We start from the raw sequence: 15,085 nt of genomic DNA, 5'->3' as shown, positions 1-15,085 counted from the left end.
CTCCCCCGGTCAGAGGGCGTGCGGGCCCTTCCAGTACTCGAAGACCCAGCCGACGAGTGCCGGGATGACGAAGAGGGCGCCCAGGGCGACGACCCACCAGCCGATGGCCAGCCCGAGGAAGATCAGGGCGCAGGACACGCCGAGCCAGAGGGGCCACCAGCTGTAGGGGCTGAAGAAGCCGTAGTCCCCCGCGATGTCGCTGATCTCGCCGAGCGGGTCGTCCTCGGGAGGCACACCGTCGAGCTTGCGACGGGTGATGTTGAGGTAGCCAGCGATCATGAAGCCGAGCAGCGCGGTCACGACCAGACACACGACGCCGATGGGCTCGGACCATTCGTTCCAGAAGCCGTAGATGACCGCCACCAGCGCGGCGAAGACACCGAGGATGTAGCCGATCCGTTCCATCGCCAGCATCGGTCAGGACTCCTGCTTCTTCGTCGTGTTCGACATGGAGTCATCGCCGATGTCGGCGGCGCCAAGTGCCTTGACGAGCCCGGTGGAGTCGTAGCCGGCCGGGGCGGCCTCGGGGTGGTTGAGGTCGAAGGCCGGACGCTCGGAGCGGATCCGCGGGATGGAGTTGAAGTTGTGTCGCGGCGGCGGGCAGGACGTCGCCCACTCGAGTGAGGCGCCGTAGCCCCAGGGGTCGTCGGTCTCCACCAGTGGTGCGTAGCGCCACGTCTTCCAGAGGTTGTAGAAGAACGGGAGCATCGAGGCGCCGAGGAGGAAGGCGCCGGCCGACGAGATCTGGTTGGCCAGAGTGAAGCCGTCCTCAGGGAGGTAGTCGGCGTAGCGGCGCGGCATGCCCCAGATGCCCAGGAGGTGCTGGATGAGGAAGGTGGTGTGGAAGCCGATGAACAGCATCCAGAAGTGGATCTTGCCGAGCTTCTCGTCGAGCATTCGACCGGTGAGCTTGGGCCACCAGAAGTAGAAGCCGCCGAACATCGCGAAGACGACCGTGCCGAAGACGACGTAGTGGAAGTGCGCCACGACGAAGTAGCTGTCGGTGAGGTGGAAGTCGAGCGCCGGGCTGGCGAGGATGATGCCGGTGAGACCGCCGAAGAGGAAGGTCACGAGGAAGCCGACGGCCCACAGCATCGGGGTGGCGAAGGTGAGCTTGCCGCCCCACATCGTGCCGATCCAGTTGAAGAACTTCACGCCGGTCGGGACGGCGATGAGCATCGTCATGATCGCGAAGAAGGGCAGGAGGACCTGGCCCGTGCCGTACATGTGGTGGGCCCAGACCGAGACCGACAGCGCGGCGATCGCGATGGTCGCGTAGACGAGGGTCTTGTACCCGAAGACCGGCTTGCGGGAGAAGACCGGGATGATCTCGGAGATGATCCCGAAGAAGGGCAGCGCGATGACGTAGACCTCTGGGTGACCGAAGAACCAGAAGACGTGCTGCCAGAGCATCACGCCGCCTGCGTCAGGGTCGAAGATGTGGGCTCCGAACCGTCGGTCGGCGCCGAGCGCGAAGAGCGCGGCGGCCAGCGCCGGGAAGATGAGGAGCACGAGGATCGAGGTAATGAGGACGGTCCACACGAAGATCGGCATCCGGAACATCGTCATGCCGGGGGCGCGCATCGTGAGGATGGTCGTGATGAAGTTGACCGAGCCGAGGATGGTCCCGAAGCCGCTGAGCGCGAGGCCGAAGACCCAGAGGTTGCCGCCCATGCCCGGGCTGTAGGAGGCGTCGGAGAGCGGGGTGTAGGCGAACCACCCGAACGCGGCCGCGCCACCGGGGGTGAGGAAGCCACCGGCCGCGATGAGGCCGCCGAAGAGGTAGAGCCAGTAGGCGAACATGTTGAGCCGCGGGAACGACACGTCCGGCGCACCGATCTGGAGCGGCATGAGCGCGTTGGCGAAGGCCGCGAAGAGCGGCGTCGCGAACAGGAGCAGCATGATCGTGCCGTGCATGGTGAACAGCTGGTTGAACTGGTCGGGGTTGTCCACGACCTGCATGCCCGGCTGCAGCAGCTCGGCGCGGATGATGAGCGCCATGACGCCGCCCATGAGGAACCACGCGAACGAGGTGATGAAGTAGAGGTTGCCGATGACCTTGTGGTCGGTCGTGGTGATCCACTTGACCACCGTGGCGCCGGGCGCGAGCCGCGGCCGTGCGCGAGTGGACTCACGCTCACGGAGCATGGTGCTGGTTTCGGTTGCCGCGCTCATCTGGTCAGTTCCTCAGCTCTTCGGGCAGCTTCTCGTCCTCGCCGGGAACCAGGCCCGAGCCCTCACGGTTGAGGTCGGTGCCCAGCATGCCGGTCTGGCCGCGTGACTCCAGGTCGGCCAGGTGCGCGTCGAACTCCGCACGGGGCACCACCTTGACGTTGAACAGCATCTGCGAGTGGTAGGCGCCGCACAGCTCCGCGCACTTGCCCCTGAAGGTGCCTTCCTCGGTCGGGACGACCTGGAACTTGTTGACCTTGCCGGGGATCATGTCGAGCTTCTGCAGGAACTGCGGCACCCAGAACGAGTGGATGACGTCGCGGGCGGTGAGCACGAACTCGACGCGCTCGCCCACCGGGAGGTACAGCGTCGGGATGGTCTCCTCGGCGCCGGGCTCGCCCGTGAGGATCGCCTGGGTGCCGGTCTCGTGGACGTCGCCCTCGACGTAGTTGAAGTCCCAGGACCACTGCTTGCCGACGACGTTCACCGTCACGGCGGGGTCCTTGGAGGTGTCGAGCAGAGCGCTCTGGTCACGAGCGGTGTAGAAGAAGAACACCGCGACCATGAAGATCGGGACGATCGTGTAGAGGATCTCCAGCGGAACGTTGTAGCGCAGCTGCACCGGGAGCTCGTTGTCGTCGCGCCGGCGACGGTAGGCCACCACGCACCACAGGATGAGGCCCCAGACGAGGGCTCCCACGAGGAGGGCCGCGATCCATGCGCCGATCCAGAGCGAGCGCACCCGCTCGGCGTTCTCGGTGACGCCCCGGGGCAGGAATCCGTCGCTGACGTCACCCAGCTCGCACCCGCTGAGAGCCAGCATCGCCACCGCGGCCACAGCGGCCCAGGTGGCAACCCGCCGGCCACGTGTGCGGGGCGTGAAAGGGTCGAGCTGAGGCACCGCGGCACCCTCCTGCTTCGTCTGCTGGAACACGAGCCAAGACTAGTGCATGGAAGGGATCCGCCCTGGGACGGGTGGCGTTACGGTCGAGGCGTGCTGGACGCCACCCGCAGCCCTCTGCACCCCTCCGCCCGCGACACCCTGCTCGCGGCCCTCGACGCGGGGTGGGCCGACCCTCGACGCCTCCACCAGGACGGTCGCCGGGCCCGTCTCCTCCTCGACCGGGCCCGCGAGAGCGTCGCCGCGTCGCTGGGCGTCCGGCCCGACGAGGTCTCCTTCCATCCGAGCGGCGCGCACGCCCTGCGCACAGGGGTGGCGGGTCTGCGACATGCACGCCGGCGCGTCGGCACCCGGGTCGTGACGTCCGCCGTCGACCAGGCCGTCCTCCTCCATGAGGCCCACGACGCCGACCCCGACGCCGATCCCCTGCCCGTGGACCGGCTCGGTCGCCTGCTCCCCGAGACGCTGCGCTCCGCCCTCGCGGCCGGTCCGCCGGTGGCCGCGGTGACCCTCCAGCAGGCCAACGGCGAGGTCGGCACGACCCAGCCCCTCGAGGACCTCTTCCCGGTATGCCGTGCAGCTCGCCTTCCGCTCCTGGTGGACGGCACCTCCTCGCTGGGGCGCCTGCCCACGCCCGAGAGCTTCGACGTCCTCGTCGGGGACGCCTCGTCCGTGGCCGGGCCCCCGTTCGGGGTGCTCGTCGTCCGGACCGGAACGCGCTTCGACCTGCCGGGCCCGCGGTGGGAGCCCGAGCACGGGCGCGAGCCGGCGGATCCGTGGGTGCCGCTCGCCCTGGCCGCTGCTGAGGCGTGGCAGCAGACGACGCACGCACGTGCTGCCGAGTCGGCCTCGGCCCACGCGCTCGTCGACCGGGTCCGGGCGGCCGCCGCCGACATCCCGGACGTCGACGTTGTGGGCGACCCGACCGACCGACTCCCCCACGTCGTGACCTTCAGCGCGCTCTATGTCGACGGCGAGAGCCTCGTCGACGCCCTCGACCGGCGCGGGATCGTCGTCGCGTCGGGGTCGGCGTGCACCTCGAGCCGCCTCGAGCCCAGCCACGTCCTGGCCGCCATGGGCGCCCTCACCCACGGCAACGTCCGGGTCACGCTCCCCCTCGAGGCCGTCGCACCCGACCGGGCGAGCGACGTGGAGACCCTCTGCCGCGAGCTCCCCGGCGTCGTCGCCGACCTCCGCTCCCGCCTCGGGGTGACCGACCTGTGAAGCCTGCTCCCGATCCGGACCGGGCACCCGATGTCGATGCTCGAGGCCTCAAGTGCCCGCTGCCCGTGATCCACCTTGCGCGGCTGGCGCGTGAGCTGCCTTCCGGCACAACGGTGCTCACCTGGGCCGACGACCCTGCGGCGGAGGCAGACATCCCGGCCTGGGCCCGGATGCGGGGTCATGTGGTGACCGTCGAACGACAGGGTGCGCACACGGCATACACCGTCGTTCTGGGGTGAGGCTCAGCCGAACTGCACGGCCGGCGCCTGCAACGCCTCTCCGAGCGCTGCGAGGTATCGCTCCCGTGGCCACTCCTGCACCCCGAGCCGTGCGAGGTGCTCGGTGGCCCACTGGACGTCGATGAGCCGGCGTGGGTCGCCGTCGGCGTGGACGATGTCGACCAGACCGGCCAGGGCGACCTTGGACGCGTCGCGCTCCGAGTGGAACATCGACTCACCGGCGAAGAGACCACCGATCGCGATGCCGTAGAGCCCGCCGACGAGAGACCCGTCCCGCCACGTCTCGACGCTGTGCGCCCAGCCGAGCCGGTGCAGCCCGGTGTATGCCGCGATGATCTCGTCGGTGATCCAGCGACCCTCGCGCTCGGGGTCGGCGCACCGTGCCATGACGTCGGCGAAGGCGGTGTCGACGCGGATCTCGAAGCGGGCCCTGGCCTTCTTGAGGGAGCGCCGCTCGCGGAATCCGCCCGGCACGAGCACTCCGCGTGGTTCAGGGGACCACCACCCGATGGGCCGCGCACCGTGGTCCCCGAGCCCCATGGGAAACAGACCCGCTCGATAGGCCATGAGCAGGGTCCCCGGCTCGAGGTCGGCACCGGCAGCGACGAGGTCCTCGCCCGCACTGGGGCGCACGTGTCCGAGGGCCCACTCGCTGGAGGGCGGCTCGACAGGAGGGAACGGGACGCTCACGGGCGTGGTGTCAGGGCCTCACGCACGTGATGTGCGGCTCGACCTCGGCTGCCGAGTCGTCGCCGTAGGACTGCGCGAGCCGGTCGAGGAAGGCCTCCTTGTCGAGGACGTACTCCTGGGTGCCGATCGTCTCGAGGACGTAGGTCGCGAGGAGCGACCCGATCTCGGCGCAGCGACGGTGACCGAGGCCCGCCGAGAGCCCGGTGAGGAAGCCGGCCCGGAACGCGTCGCCGACGCCGGTCGGGTCCGCCCGACGCGTCTCGCCGGCGATGGGGACCTCGATGGGCTCCTCGCCGCGGGTGATGATGACGGCGCCGTCCTTGCCCTTGGTGATGACCCGGGTCGTCACCTGGGCCTCGATGTCGGCGGCGCTCCATCCGGTCTTCTGCTCGGTGAGGTGCGCTTCGTACTCGTTGGTGAAGAGGTAGTCAGCGCCCTCGATGAGCTTGCGGATGAAGGGCCCGTCGGCGAAGGCGAGCTGCTGCGACGGGTCCGCGACGAAGGTGATGTCGCGGGTGCGGCACTCGTCGGTGTGCCGGAGCATCGCCTCGGGGTCGTTGGCGCCGATGAGGACGAGGTCGAGCGGGGCGGCGTTCTCGATCGGACCGAGCTCGATGAGCCGCGCCTCGCTCATGGCCCCGGCATAGAAGGTCGCCATCTGGGCCATGTCGTCGTCGGTCGTGCAGACGAAGCGGGCCGTGTGCTTGGTCGTGGAGATGAGGACGTGGTCGCAGTTGACGCCGTGCCGGGTCAGCCAGCTGCGGTAGTCGCCGAAGTCCTCACCGGCCGCGCCGACGAGCAGCGGCCGCTGGCCGAGCGCCGCCATGCCGAAGCAGATGTTGCCGGCCACCCCGCCTCGACGGATCTCCAGCGTGTCGGCGAGGAAGCTCACCGAGATCTTGTCGAGCTGCTCGACGACGAGGGAGTCGGCGAACCGACCCTTGAAGGTCATGAGGTGGTCGGTCGCGATGGACCCGGTGACAGCGATACGCACGTCGGCAACCTACCCCGTCCCGGCGGGCCGGCCACCCTCCGTCCCCCCGTGCGCTACTTGACATTGCCCAGTACTGCACATCACAGTAGAGCCGTGCCCACCCACGACCCACAGATGCTCAAAGGAGTCCTCGGGCTCCTGCTCCTCAGCGCCCTCGCGACCACGGACCACTACGGCTACGGCCTCGTGACCCAGCTGCGATCGGCCGGCTTCGACGAGCTCGCCGAGGGCACGGTCTATCCCGGTCTCACACGCCTCGAGAGTGCCGGCTTCCTCGAGTCCTACCTCCTGCGCAGCGACTCGGGTCCGGCGCGCAAGTACTACCGCCTCACCGACGCCGGCGCTGCCGAGCTCGACCACCGCCGCACCTCGTGGAGCGACCTCGTCCAGTCCGTGGCCACCGCCACCGCCACAACCACCAGCACCGCAACCACCACCACCCACCAGTCAGGGGACACCGCATGAAGCCCGTCGACCGCCTCCGGATCGAGTCCGCCGTCCTGCGCTACGACTTCTGGCTGGAGATGCGCGGAGTGCGTGGGCGCCGCCGCCGCGCCCTGCGCTCGGAGCTGCGCGCCAACCTCCTCGAGGCCACCTCCGACGTGGGAGTGACCCGCGCACTCTTCGGGATCGGGTCACCCAAACAGCTGGCGTATGCCGCGCAGCCGGCCGACCCGTCCCGGCCCCGCTGGTCGCAGGGGTTCTGTGGGCCACGGCAGCCTTCGTGCTCGTGTTCTGGGGACTCATGGCCACCCTCCTGACGATCCTCCAGACGGTCGAGGCCGCCGGCGTGACCGACGCCGTCGAGGTCCGGTCCTTCCCATGGCTCGGGACGAGCTTCACGGCTCAGCACACTCCCGGAACCATCAACGCCGGCTATCAGCAGCCCTGGGCGTTGCTCGTGGCGCCTCTCCTGGTCTTCGTCCTCGTCGCCCAGCCGTGGCGACTCCTGCGACGCGGGCCCCGGGCCGCTGCCATCGAACCGGAGGGCGCCTGACCCCGCCGTTGCCGGACAGAGGGGCAGAGGGGCAGGGTGTGCTCATGGACACCCCCCACTGGCAGGACGCCGACTTCACTGGCCTGCGGGCCATGATCTTCAACTGCACCCTCAAGCGCTCCCCCGAGAAGAGCCACACCCAGGGGCTCATCGACGTGAGCACCGCGATCCTGGAGAAGCACGGTGTCGAGGTGGAGGTGCTGCGCGCCGTCGACCACGACATCGCGACCGGTGTCTATCCCGACATGACGGAGCACGGGTGGGACAGCGACGCCTGGCCGCAGATCTGGAAGCGGGTGCAGGCCAGCGACATCATCGTCATCGCGGGTCCGATCTGGCTCGGTGACAACTCCAGCGTCACCAAGCGCGTCATCGAACGCCTCTACGCCATGAGCGGCATGACCAACGACCGGGGCCAGTACATCTACTACGGCAAGGTCGGTGGGGCGATCGTCACCGGCAACGAGGACGGCATCAAGCACTGCGCGTCCAACATCCTCTACAGCCTCCAGCACCTGGGCTGCTCGATCCCACCCAACGCCGACGCCGGCTGGATCGGTGAGGCCGGCCCGGGACCGTCCTACCTCGACGCCGGCAGCGGCGGGCCGCAGAACGAGTTCACCCAGCGCAACACGACGTTCATGACCTGGAACCTCATGCATCTCGCCTGGCTGCTCAAGCAGGGAGGCGGCTTCCCCGCCGGCGGCAACGAGCGGGTCGAGTGGGACCGGGGCACGAGCTTCGACCACCCGAACCCCGAGTACCGCTGACCCGAGCCGGCTCTGGTTCGCTGAAGTCCGCACGCTTCGCCGCACCTCCGTCAAGACCAGCGCGGATCAGCGAGACAGGCACCACGGCATACGCGAAGGGCCCCTCACCACGACGGTGAGGGGCCCTTCGGCAGTGCCTGGCCGGGCTCAGCCGAACGAGTCGCCGCAGGCGCACGAGCTGCCTGCGTTGGGGTTGTCGATGGTGAAGCCCTGCTTCTCGATCGTGTCGGAGAAGTCGATCGTGGCGCCCTCGAGGTAGGGACCGCTCATGCGGTCGACGACGACCTCGACACCGTCGAAGTCGCGCACGAGGTCACCGTCGAGGGACCGCTCGTCGAAGTAGAGCTGGTAGATGAGTCCGGAGCAGCCGCCGGGCTGCACGCCGACGCGCAGGCGCAGGTCCTCGCGACCCTCCTGGGCGAGAAGGGACTTGACCTTGCCCGCAGCGAGGTCGGTGAGGAGGACGCCGTGCGCGGGCGCAGAACCGGGCTCGGCCGCTGTGGTGGTCGGGGTCTGGGTGTCGAGCTCGCTCATGGTCACTCCTGTGATGCGTCGGGGCTCGGGCTGGGTCTGTGGGTGGTGCATCAGGTCGCAACTGCCGAGAGTCGCGATCTGTTCCCGTGCGTCCCCCCAGACTACGTCTCTTCCACCGGATCACCGAGCAGGGGACCACGTCCTGGCGACGCGGGCCGCCCTTGCCCGCAGGGTGCCGACCGGGTCGAGGAGCGCGGCGTCGACCTCCTCGGGAGTCTCGGCGACGGCATACGTGCCGCTGATCCCGAGCCCCATCGTCTCGCGACGTCCGACGAGGACCTGTCCGGCGAGCACGATGCTGGGGAGGCCGGCTTCGAGGGCCGCCACGGCCACGCCGGACGCGACCTTGCCCTGGAGGCTCTGCCAGTCGAACGTGCCCTCGCCGGTCACGACGAGCTCACTGCCGCGCACGACGTCACGGAACCCGACGGTGTCGAGGACCAGCTCGACCCCGCTGACCCGGTGTCCACCGAGGAGGAACAGCGCGTAGCCGAGGCCACCAGCAGCTCCAGCCCCGGGCTCGCGGTCGAGTCGCCGAGGCGCGCCGGTCAGGAGGTCGAGGGGCTCGGGGACGGTGCGAGCCACGATCTCGGTGAACCGTCCGAGGGCGCCCTCGAGCTCCTGGGCGAGCTCGGGTGTGGCGCCCTTCTGCGGCCCGAAGACGGCACTGGCGCCCTTGAAGCCGAGCAGCGGGTTCTCGACGTCGGTCGCCAGCACGAGGTCGACACCGGCGAGCTGCTCGCGCGCCGACAGCAGCCCGGACAGCGCGTCGTCGGGCGCATCGGCGAGGGCCCCGCCACCACGGGCCAGGTGCTCGGCCGGACCGGCGCCGAGGGCAGCGAGCAGCCCGGCGCCACCGTCGTTGGTGCCACTGCCGCCGAGGCCGACGACGATGCGCTGGGGCTTCTCCGCGAGGGCGGCCAGGAGCAGCTGGCCCACTCCCCAGGTGCTCGTGAGCGCGGGGTTGCGCTCGTCGGCGGCGAGCAGGTGCAGGCCTGCGGCCTGGGCAGACTCGATGTATGCCGTCCGCTCACCCGGCGCACCCGCGACGAGGACCGCTGCGGGCACCTCGCGCCCGAGGGGGTCGCTGACGGTGAGCGCCACGATGTCTCCGTCGAGAGCGCCCGCGAGGACGTCGAGGAAGCCCGGCCCGCCGTCGGACAGCGGGAGCAGGGTCAGGGTGTCCTGGGGGGCGGTGTCGTGCCATCCCGCCGCCATCGCCTCCGCGGCCTGGGTGGCGGTGAGGGTTCCGGTGAAGCAGTCCGGGGCGATGACGACGTGCACGGCACGCACGGTATCGGGTGCCCCTCGGCCATGGCGAGGCCCGGCACGGGAGGCTCCGCACGGTGCCCCCCTCGACCGGCGTGCCTTCGTGGTTCCGCGTTCTCGCGTATGGGCCGCAGCCGGGTCCGCCTGCTGGCAGGATCGTGCGTGCACCAGGCGCGCCGACGGAACGAGCGACATGGCCTCCAAGCCCACCATCCTTGCCGTGGATGACGACCCCGTCGTGTCCCAGGCGATCGTGCGCGACCTTCGCAAGCGCTACGGCGGCGAGTACCGCCTGGTGTCGGCCACCTCCGGGGGCGAAGCGCTTGCCCTGCTGGACGAGCTGATCCTGCGAGACCGGTCGGTGGCGCTCGTGGTCTCGGACCAGATGATGCCGCAGATGACCGGGATCGAGATGCTGGCGGAGGTGCGTGAGAAGTCCCCGGAGTCCAAGCTCCTGCTCCTGACGGCCTATGCCGACACTGACGTCGCCATCAGGGCGATCAACGACATCGCCCTGGACTACTACATGTTCAAGCCCTGGGACCCACCCGAGGAGCAGCTCTACCCCGTCGTCGACGGGCTTCTCGACGACTGGGTCGATGCACATCCCCCGGAGACCTCCGAGGTGCGCGTCCTCGGCCACCGGTGGTCGGAGCGCAGCTACGAGATCAAGACCTTCCTGGCGCGCAACCACGTCCCCTACCGATGGCTGGACCTGGAGCGCGACGAGGAGGCACGGCTGCTGCTCGACCTCGCCAAGCGCACGGCCGACGACCTCCCCCTGGTCCTTGTTCCCGACGGTGACTCGCTGGCCTCTCCCTCCACACGAGACCTCGCCGCAGCGCTGGGTCTGCGCACCCGGGCAGAGCAGACCCTCTATGACCTGTGCATCGTCGGGGCGGGGCCGGCGGGCCTCGCCGCCGCCGTCTACGCGGCCTCGGAGGGGCTGTCCACGGTGGTCGTCGAGCGTGACGCCCCGGGGGGTCAGGCCGCCCAGAGTGCGTCGATCGAGAACTACCTCGGCTTCCCGAAGGGGTTGTCGGGAGCGGACCTCACCCACCGAGCGGTCGCCCAGGCAGCCCGCTTCGGCGCGGAGACGGTCCTCGCCAGCGGTGTCACCGGCTTCGAGACGAGAGGCCCGGTCCGCGCCGTCCTCCTCGAGGGAGGCGACTCCATCGAGGCGCGCGCCGTCCTGGTGGCCACAGGCGTGTCCTACCGCCGCCTCGACGCGCCAGGGGTCGAGGAGCTCGGCATGCGAGGCGTGTACTACGGGGCCTCGGCGAACGAGGCGCTCCAGTGCGAGGGTGAGGACGTCTACATCGTCGGTGCCGCGAACTCCGCCGGCCAGGCGGTGCTGAACTTCGCCCGTCACGCCCGGCGCGTCGTGATGCTGGTGCGTGGCAGTGAGCTGGAGGCCGGCATGTCGCAGTACCTGGTCGACCGGATCCGTTCGACGCCGAACGTCGAGGTGCGCCTGAACACCGAGGTCGGGGCCGTCTCCGGTGAGGGGCATCTCGAGCGCCTCACCCTGGTCGACCGTGCGTCGGGAGACGAGGAGGAGGTGAGGGCCAGCTGGCTGTTCGTCTTCATCGGTGCGACTCCCCGGACCGACTGGGTTGGCGACGTGGCTCGTGACGCCAAGGGGTTCCTGTTGACCGGGCAGGAGATGATGGCGAGTCCGAGTGGTGAGCAGTGGCCGCTCCCCCGGCCACCCTTCGCCCTGGAGACGAGCGTCCCGGGCGTCTTCGCTGCGGGCGACGTCCGCCAGGACTCGATGAAGCGGGTCGCCTCGGCGGTCGGTGAGGGCGCCATGTCGGTCTATCTGGTCCACCGCTACCTGGCGACGATCTGATGGCGCTCGAGGACCTGCGCCGGATCGCCCTGTTCGACGGCCTGAGCGACGCACAGCTCGCACAGCTGGAGCACGTCGGCAGCGAGATGGTCGCCGAGCCGGGCGAGGAGCTGTGGCGTGAGGGGCAACCCGCCGACATGTGGTGGGTGATGCTCGAGGGGTCGGTCAACCTCCTCAAGCGCGTCGGCAAGGAGGAGACGGTCGTCGGGGCCATGACGACCCCCGGGCAGTGGGCAGGCGGGTTCGCCGCCTGGGACCCCAACGCGCTGTGCTTCGCGACCGGACGCGTGGTGGAGCGCACCCGGCTCATGCGTGTTCCTTCCCACGAGCTCGGCAGGCTCGGCAACGAGTGGTTCGCGTTCGGCGTGCACTTCATCCGTGGCCTGGTCGACACGGTGCGGCGAGTGGAGTCGAACGCCCGACAGCGCGAGGCGCTCGTCGCGCTGGGGACGCTCGCGGCTGGGCTGGCCCACGAGATCAACAACCCTGCGGCCGCCGCCACCCGGGCCGTGGACTCGTTGGCAACGACCTCCGAGGCCCTGGTCTCAGCCATGCTGCGCCTGGTGTCGCAAGGCGTCACGCCTGGACAGGTGGCCCGCCTCGAGGAGCTGCGCCACGTCGCCGCTCCGCAGGCAGCCGCGCTCGATCGGCTCGCAGTGGCTGACCGCGAGGACGAGCTGGCGGACTGGCTCGCGGACCACGGTGTGGACGAGGCCTGGATGCTCGCCCCGGCACTGGCAGCGGCGGGGATGGACACGGGCTGGTGCGACGAGGTGGAGGAGGCTGTCGGTCCGGCTGCGCTCGCGCCCGGGATCGAGTGGGTGGCCCACTCGTTGACCGTGCACGCGCTCCTGTCGGAGGTCAAGGACGCGACCGGGCGCATCTCGAGCCTCGTTGGCGCAGTGCGTTCCTACTCGCAGCTCGATCGCGCCGGGGTCCAGCGGATCGACCTGGTCGAAGGGCTGGAGAGCACGCTGACGATGCTGGCCCACAAGCTCGAGGGCATCACGGTCGAACGCGACTTCACCCCGGAGGTACCGACGATCGAGGGCATCCCGGGCGAGCTCAACCAGGTGTGGACCAACCTGATCGACAACGCCGTGGACGCCATGGACGGCAACGGCACCCTCCGGGTCTCCACCCACGTCGACGAGCTCGGGCTGGTCATCGTGACCATCGAGGACTCCGGTCCCGGGATGCCTGCCGACGTGCAGGCGCGTGCCTTCGAGCCGTTCTACACGACGAAGGACGTGGGCAAGGGCACCGGACTCGGGCTCGACATCTCCCGACGGATCGTCGTCGAACGGCACTCGGGAGAGATCTCGATCGACTCGCGTCCCGGCCGGACGAGCATGCGGGTGAGCCTGCCCGTGGGCGGGCAGAGCTGATCGCCGGCAGGACGGACTGAGCCGCCACCGGGTGAAACTTCTTCACGGACGTGGTTGCATGAAGGGAAACAACTCACGACCACCAGGAGTCACCCCGTGAAGCTGCGCCACCTTGCCATCGCCACCACTGTCGCCGCACTGGGGGCGGTTGCCGCCAGCGGGCCGTCGGCCTCGGCCACGCCCGACGGCAGGGGACTTCCACCGGGAGGCGGCTTCCACGCAGTGATCCGCCCCGTCGACGACGCGACCCGCGCCACCATGCTCGGCGTCTCGTGGAAGCCCGGCTGCCCCGTCCCCATCGAGGACCTGCGGATCATCGACATGACCCATCGCGGGTTCGACGGCGAGGACCACGAAGGCCAGCTCATGGTCCACGAGGACATCGCCCGCGACACCGTCAACGCCTTCCGCAAGCTCTACCTCGATGACTTCCCGATCCGCCGCATGGAGCTGATCGAGAACTACGGAGGGTCCGACGACGCGTCGATGGACGCCGACAACACCTCGGCCTTCAACTGCCGAGCCATCACGGGCGGCACCCGCTACTCGACGCACTCCTATGGCAAGGCCATCGACATCAACACGATCGAGAATCCCTACGTCAAGGGCTCCAGCGTCTACCCGCCAGCCGGAAGAGGGTTCCTCGACCGCACCGACGTCCGTCCCGGCATGCTCATCGACGGCGACATCACCGTGACGTCGTTCACGAGCCGTGGCTTCGACTGGGGCGGGCACTGGACCTCGCTCAAGGACTACCAGCACATGGAGATCCCCCAGCCCTGAGCGAGGTCTCTCGTGCCCGGCGTCGTCACGAAAGGCACGGGACACGACATCCAGCCACCCGGCATACGATCGTCGGGTGACGACCACGACCCCCGCCCCGCTTCCGCTCCTCGTCCTCGGCCAGGGACGCGACCTGCACAGCGAGCGCGGAGTCGAGTGCCCCGGCGACCTCCCGCTGCCCTCCGACCCGGACCTGGTGGCCCGGGCCCGCGCGGCCAAGGCGGCGCTCGGCGACAAGGTGTTCGTCCTCGGCCACCACTACCAGCGCAACGAGGTCATCGAGTTCGCCGACGTCACCGGTGACTCGTTCAAGCTGGCCAAGGAGGCCGCCGCGCGACCCGATGCGCCCTGGATCGTCTTCTGCGGCGTCCACTTCATGGCCGAGTCGGCCGACATCCTCACGAGCGACGACCAGACGGTGATCCTGCCGGACCTCGCGGCGGGGTGCTCCATGGCCGACATGGCGGCCATCGCCCAGGTCGAGGACTGCTGGGACCAGCTCGTCGACGCCGGGGTCGCGGAGCAGACCATTCCCGTGACCTACATGAACAGCTCGGCCGCGATCAAGGCCTTCACCGGTCGCCACTCCGGCACCGTGTGCACGTCCTCGAATGCGAGGACCGCGCTCACCTGGGCGTTCGGTGAGTCCGGTGGCGTCGGCGGCGCCGGCAAGGTGCTCTTCCTGCCCGACCAGCACCTCGGACGCAACACCTGGGCGCGCGACCTCGGTGGCTCGCTCGACGACTGCGTCGTCTGGGACCCGCACCGTCCCATGGGTGGTCTGACGGTCGAGCAGCTCCAGGCAGCCAGGATGATCCTGTGGCGCGGACACTGCTCGGTCCACGGACGCTTCACCACGGAGGCCGTCGAGGCCGCTCGAGCCACCATCCCCGGCGTCAAGGTCATCGTGCACCCCGAGTGTCGTCACGAGGTCGTCGAGCTGGCCGACGAGGTCGGCTCGACCGAGAAGATCATCCAGACGATCGCCGCGGCACCGGACGGCACGGCCTGGGCGGTCGGCACGGAGCTCAACCTCGTCCAGCGCCTCGGCCAGATGTTCCCCCAGCAGCGCATCACCTTCCTGGAGAAGAACGTCTGCTACTGCTCGACGATGAACCGCATCGACCTGCCGCACCTCGTGTGGGCCCTCGAGTCCCTCGTGGACGGCCGGGTCGTCAACGCGATCCGGGTCGACGAGCAGGTCGCCGTCGAGGCGCGAGCCGCTCTCGACCAGATGTTGGCCCTCCCGGGGGAGACGTCCAAGGACTGACT

Annotated in this window: 17 protein-coding genes; 10 read left to right on the top strand and 7 right to left on the bottom strand. The window is 69.6% G+C overall.

What is annotated here, in order from left to right; translation table 11 throughout:
* Positions 1–9: 9 nt before the first annotated feature.
* The 3 genes from ACFQW8_RS15485 to ctaC are packed head-to-tail and all read right to left on the bottom strand — an operon-like array spanning position 10 to position 3,106.
* Positions 10–414, bottom strand: a complete 405-nt coding sequence (locus tag ACFQW8_RS15485) for a cytochrome c oxidase subunit 4 (protein ID WP_380088936.1) — start codon at positions 412–414, stop codon at positions 10–12.
* A gap of 3 nt (positions 415–417) precedes the next feature.
* Positions 418–2,148: an aa3-type cytochrome oxidase subunit I gene (gene ctaD, locus ACFQW8_RS15480; protein WP_380089796.1), complete on the bottom strand. Its 1,731-nt coding sequence runs from the start codon at positions 2,146–2,148 to the stop codon at positions 418–420.
* Between the two features lie 31 nt (positions 2,149–2,179).
* A complete protein-coding gene (gene ctaC / locus ACFQW8_RS15475) occupies positions 2,180–3,106 on the bottom strand; it encodes an aa3-type cytochrome oxidase subunit II (RefSeq protein ID WP_380088935.1) in 927 nt (308 codons plus the stop codon).
* Between the two features lie 60 nt (positions 3,107–3,166).
* Here ctaC and ACFQW8_RS15470 point away from each other — a divergent pair, with 60 nt between their 5' ends.
* Positions 3,167–4,297, top strand: a complete 1,131-nt coding sequence (locus tag ACFQW8_RS15470) for a cysteine desulfurase family protein (protein ID WP_380088933.1) — start codon at positions 3,167–3,169, stop codon at positions 4,295–4,297.
* Entirely contained in the window at positions 4,294–4,536 is a 243-nt protein-coding gene (locus tag ACFQW8_RS15465) for a sulfurtransferase TusA family protein (RefSeq protein WP_380088932.1), read from the top strand. The genes ACFQW8_RS15470 and ACFQW8_RS15465 overlap by 4 nt, the downstream gene beginning before the upstream one ends.
* 3 nt (positions 4,537–4,539) lie before the next feature.
* Here the strand turns inward: ACFQW8_RS15465 and aat are convergent, their stop codons facing one another.
* Both aat and ACFQW8_RS15455 read right to left on the bottom strand, forming a co-directional pair.
* A complete protein-coding gene (aat, locus tag ACFQW8_RS15460) occupies positions 4,540–5,226 on the bottom strand; it encodes a leucyl/phenylalanyl-tRNA--protein transferase (protein ID WP_380088931.1) in 687 nt (228 codons plus the stop codon).
* A 10-nt stretch (positions 5,227–5,236) separates the two neighbouring features.
* A complete protein-coding gene (locus ACFQW8_RS15455; RefSeq protein WP_380088929.1) occupies positions 5,237–6,220 on the bottom strand; it encodes a carbohydrate kinase family protein in 984 nt (327 codons plus the stop codon).
* 93 nt (positions 6,221–6,313) lie between these two features.
* Here ACFQW8_RS15455 and ACFQW8_RS15450 point away from each other — a divergent pair, with 93 nt between their 5' ends.
* Genes ACFQW8_RS15450 through ACFQW8_RS15435 form a run of 4 tightly spaced genes read left to right on the top strand, consistent with a single transcriptional unit; the run spans position 6,314 to position 7,987 of the window.
* The gene (locus ACFQW8_RS15450) at positions 6,314–6,685 is read left to right on the top strand and encodes a PadR family transcriptional regulator (protein WP_380088927.1); all 372 of its coding nucleotides are present in this window, start codon (positions 6,314–6,316) and stop codon (positions 6,683–6,685) included.
* Positions 6,682–6,981: a hypothetical protein gene (locus ACFQW8_RS15445; protein WP_380088926.1), complete on the top strand. Its 300-nt coding sequence runs from the start codon at positions 6,682–6,684 to the stop codon at positions 6,979–6,981. Before ACFQW8_RS15450 ends, ACFQW8_RS15445 begins: the two co-directional genes overlap by 4 nt.
* Complete coding sequence (locus tag ACFQW8_RS15440; RefSeq protein ID WP_380088925.1) at positions 6,966–7,217, top strand: hypothetical protein; 252 nt, start codon at positions 6,966–6,968, stop codon at positions 7,215–7,217. Before ACFQW8_RS15445 ends, ACFQW8_RS15440 begins: the two co-directional genes overlap by 16 nt.
* 44 nt (positions 7,218–7,261) lie before the next feature.
* Positions 7,262–7,987: a flavodoxin family protein gene (locus ACFQW8_RS15435; protein WP_380088923.1), complete on the top strand. Its 726-nt coding sequence runs from the start codon at positions 7,262–7,264 to the stop codon at positions 7,985–7,987.
* 147 nt (positions 7,988–8,134) lie between these two features.
* Here ACFQW8_RS15435 and ACFQW8_RS15430 read toward each other — a convergent pair whose 3' ends face one another.
* Both ACFQW8_RS15430 and ACFQW8_RS15425 read right to left on the bottom strand, forming a co-directional pair.
* Complete coding sequence (locus ACFQW8_RS15430) at positions 8,135–8,521, bottom strand: HesB/IscA family protein (RefSeq protein ID WP_380088921.1); 387 nt, start codon at positions 8,519–8,521, stop codon at positions 8,135–8,137.
* Between the two features lie 120 nt (positions 8,522–8,641).
* Positions 8,642–9,805, bottom strand: a complete 1,164-nt coding sequence (locus ACFQW8_RS15425) for a glycerate kinase family protein (RefSeq protein ID WP_380088919.1) — start codon at positions 9,803–9,805, stop codon at positions 8,642–8,644.
* Positions 9,806–9,983: 178 nt separating this feature from the next.
* On the opposite strand from ACFQW8_RS15425, the gene ACFQW8_RS15420 reads away from it, so the two are divergent.
* From ACFQW8_RS15420 to nadA, 4 genes are all read left to right on the top strand, one after another.
* Positions 9,984–11,642: an FAD-dependent oxidoreductase gene (locus tag ACFQW8_RS15420; protein ID WP_380088918.1), complete on the top strand. Its 1,659-nt coding sequence runs from the start codon at positions 9,984–9,986 to the stop codon at positions 11,640–11,642.
* Positions 11,642–13,030, top strand: a complete 1,389-nt coding sequence (locus ACFQW8_RS15415; RefSeq protein ID WP_380088917.1) for an ATP-binding protein — start codon at positions 11,642–11,644, stop codon at positions 13,028–13,030. The genes ACFQW8_RS15420 and ACFQW8_RS15415 overlap by 1 nt, the downstream gene beginning before the upstream one ends.
* Before the next feature lie 96 nt (positions 13,031–13,126).
* On the top strand, positions 13,127–13,813 hold the full coding sequence (locus ACFQW8_RS15410) for a M15 family metallopeptidase (protein ID WP_380088915.1): 687 nt from the start codon (positions 13,127–13,129) through the stop codon (positions 13,811–13,813).
* Between the two features lie 76 nt (positions 13,814–13,889).
* Positions 13,890–15,083, top strand: a complete 1,194-nt coding sequence (gene nadA / locus ACFQW8_RS15405) for a quinolinate synthase NadA (RefSeq protein WP_380088913.1) — start codon at positions 13,890–13,892, stop codon at positions 15,081–15,083.
* Positions 15,084–15,085 lie beyond the last annotated feature (2 nt).

It is taken from the genome of Knoellia altitudinis (assembly GCF_042666355.1).
In the GTDB taxonomy this organism is placed as follows: Bacteria; Actinomycetota; Actinomycetes; order Actinomycetales; family Dermatophilaceae; genus Knoellia; species Knoellia altitudinis.
This window is presented reverse-complemented; position numbering and strand designations above follow the sequence as displayed.

Excerpts from the sequence above, each read along its gene's own strand:
- ACFQW8_RS15435 (WP_380088923.1), top strand. The coding sequence starts at position 7,262 with ATGGACACCCCCCACTGGCAGGACGCCGACTTCACTGGCCTGCGGGCC.
- ACFQW8_RS15420 (WP_380088918.1), top strand. The coding sequence starts at position 9,984 with ATGGCCTCCAAGCCCACCATCCTTGCCGTGGATGACGACCCCGTCGTG.
- ACFQW8_RS15485 (WP_380088936.1), bottom strand. The coding sequence starts at position 414 with ATGCTGGCGATGGAACGGATCGGCTACATCCTCGGTGTCTTCGCCGCG.
- ctaD (WP_380089796.1), bottom strand. The coding sequence starts at position 2,148 with ATGCTCCGTGAGCGTGAGTCCACTCGCGCACGGCCGCGGCTCGCGCCC.
- ACFQW8_RS15440 (WP_380088925.1), top strand. The coding sequence starts at position 6,966 with ATGGCCACCCTCCTGACGATCCTCCAGACGGTCGAGGCCGCCGGCGTG.
- ACFQW8_RS15445 (WP_380088926.1), top strand. The coding sequence starts at position 6,682 with ATGAAGCCCGTCGACCGCCTCCGGATCGAGTCCGCCGTCCTGCGCTAC.
- ACFQW8_RS15415 (WP_380088917.1), top strand. The coding sequence starts at position 11,642 with ATGGCGCTCGAGGACCTGCGCCGGATCGCCCTGTTCGACGGCCTGAGC.
- ACFQW8_RS15430 (WP_380088921.1), bottom strand. The coding sequence starts at position 8,521 with ATGAGCGAGCTCGACACCCAGACCCCGACCACCACAGCGGCCGAGCCC.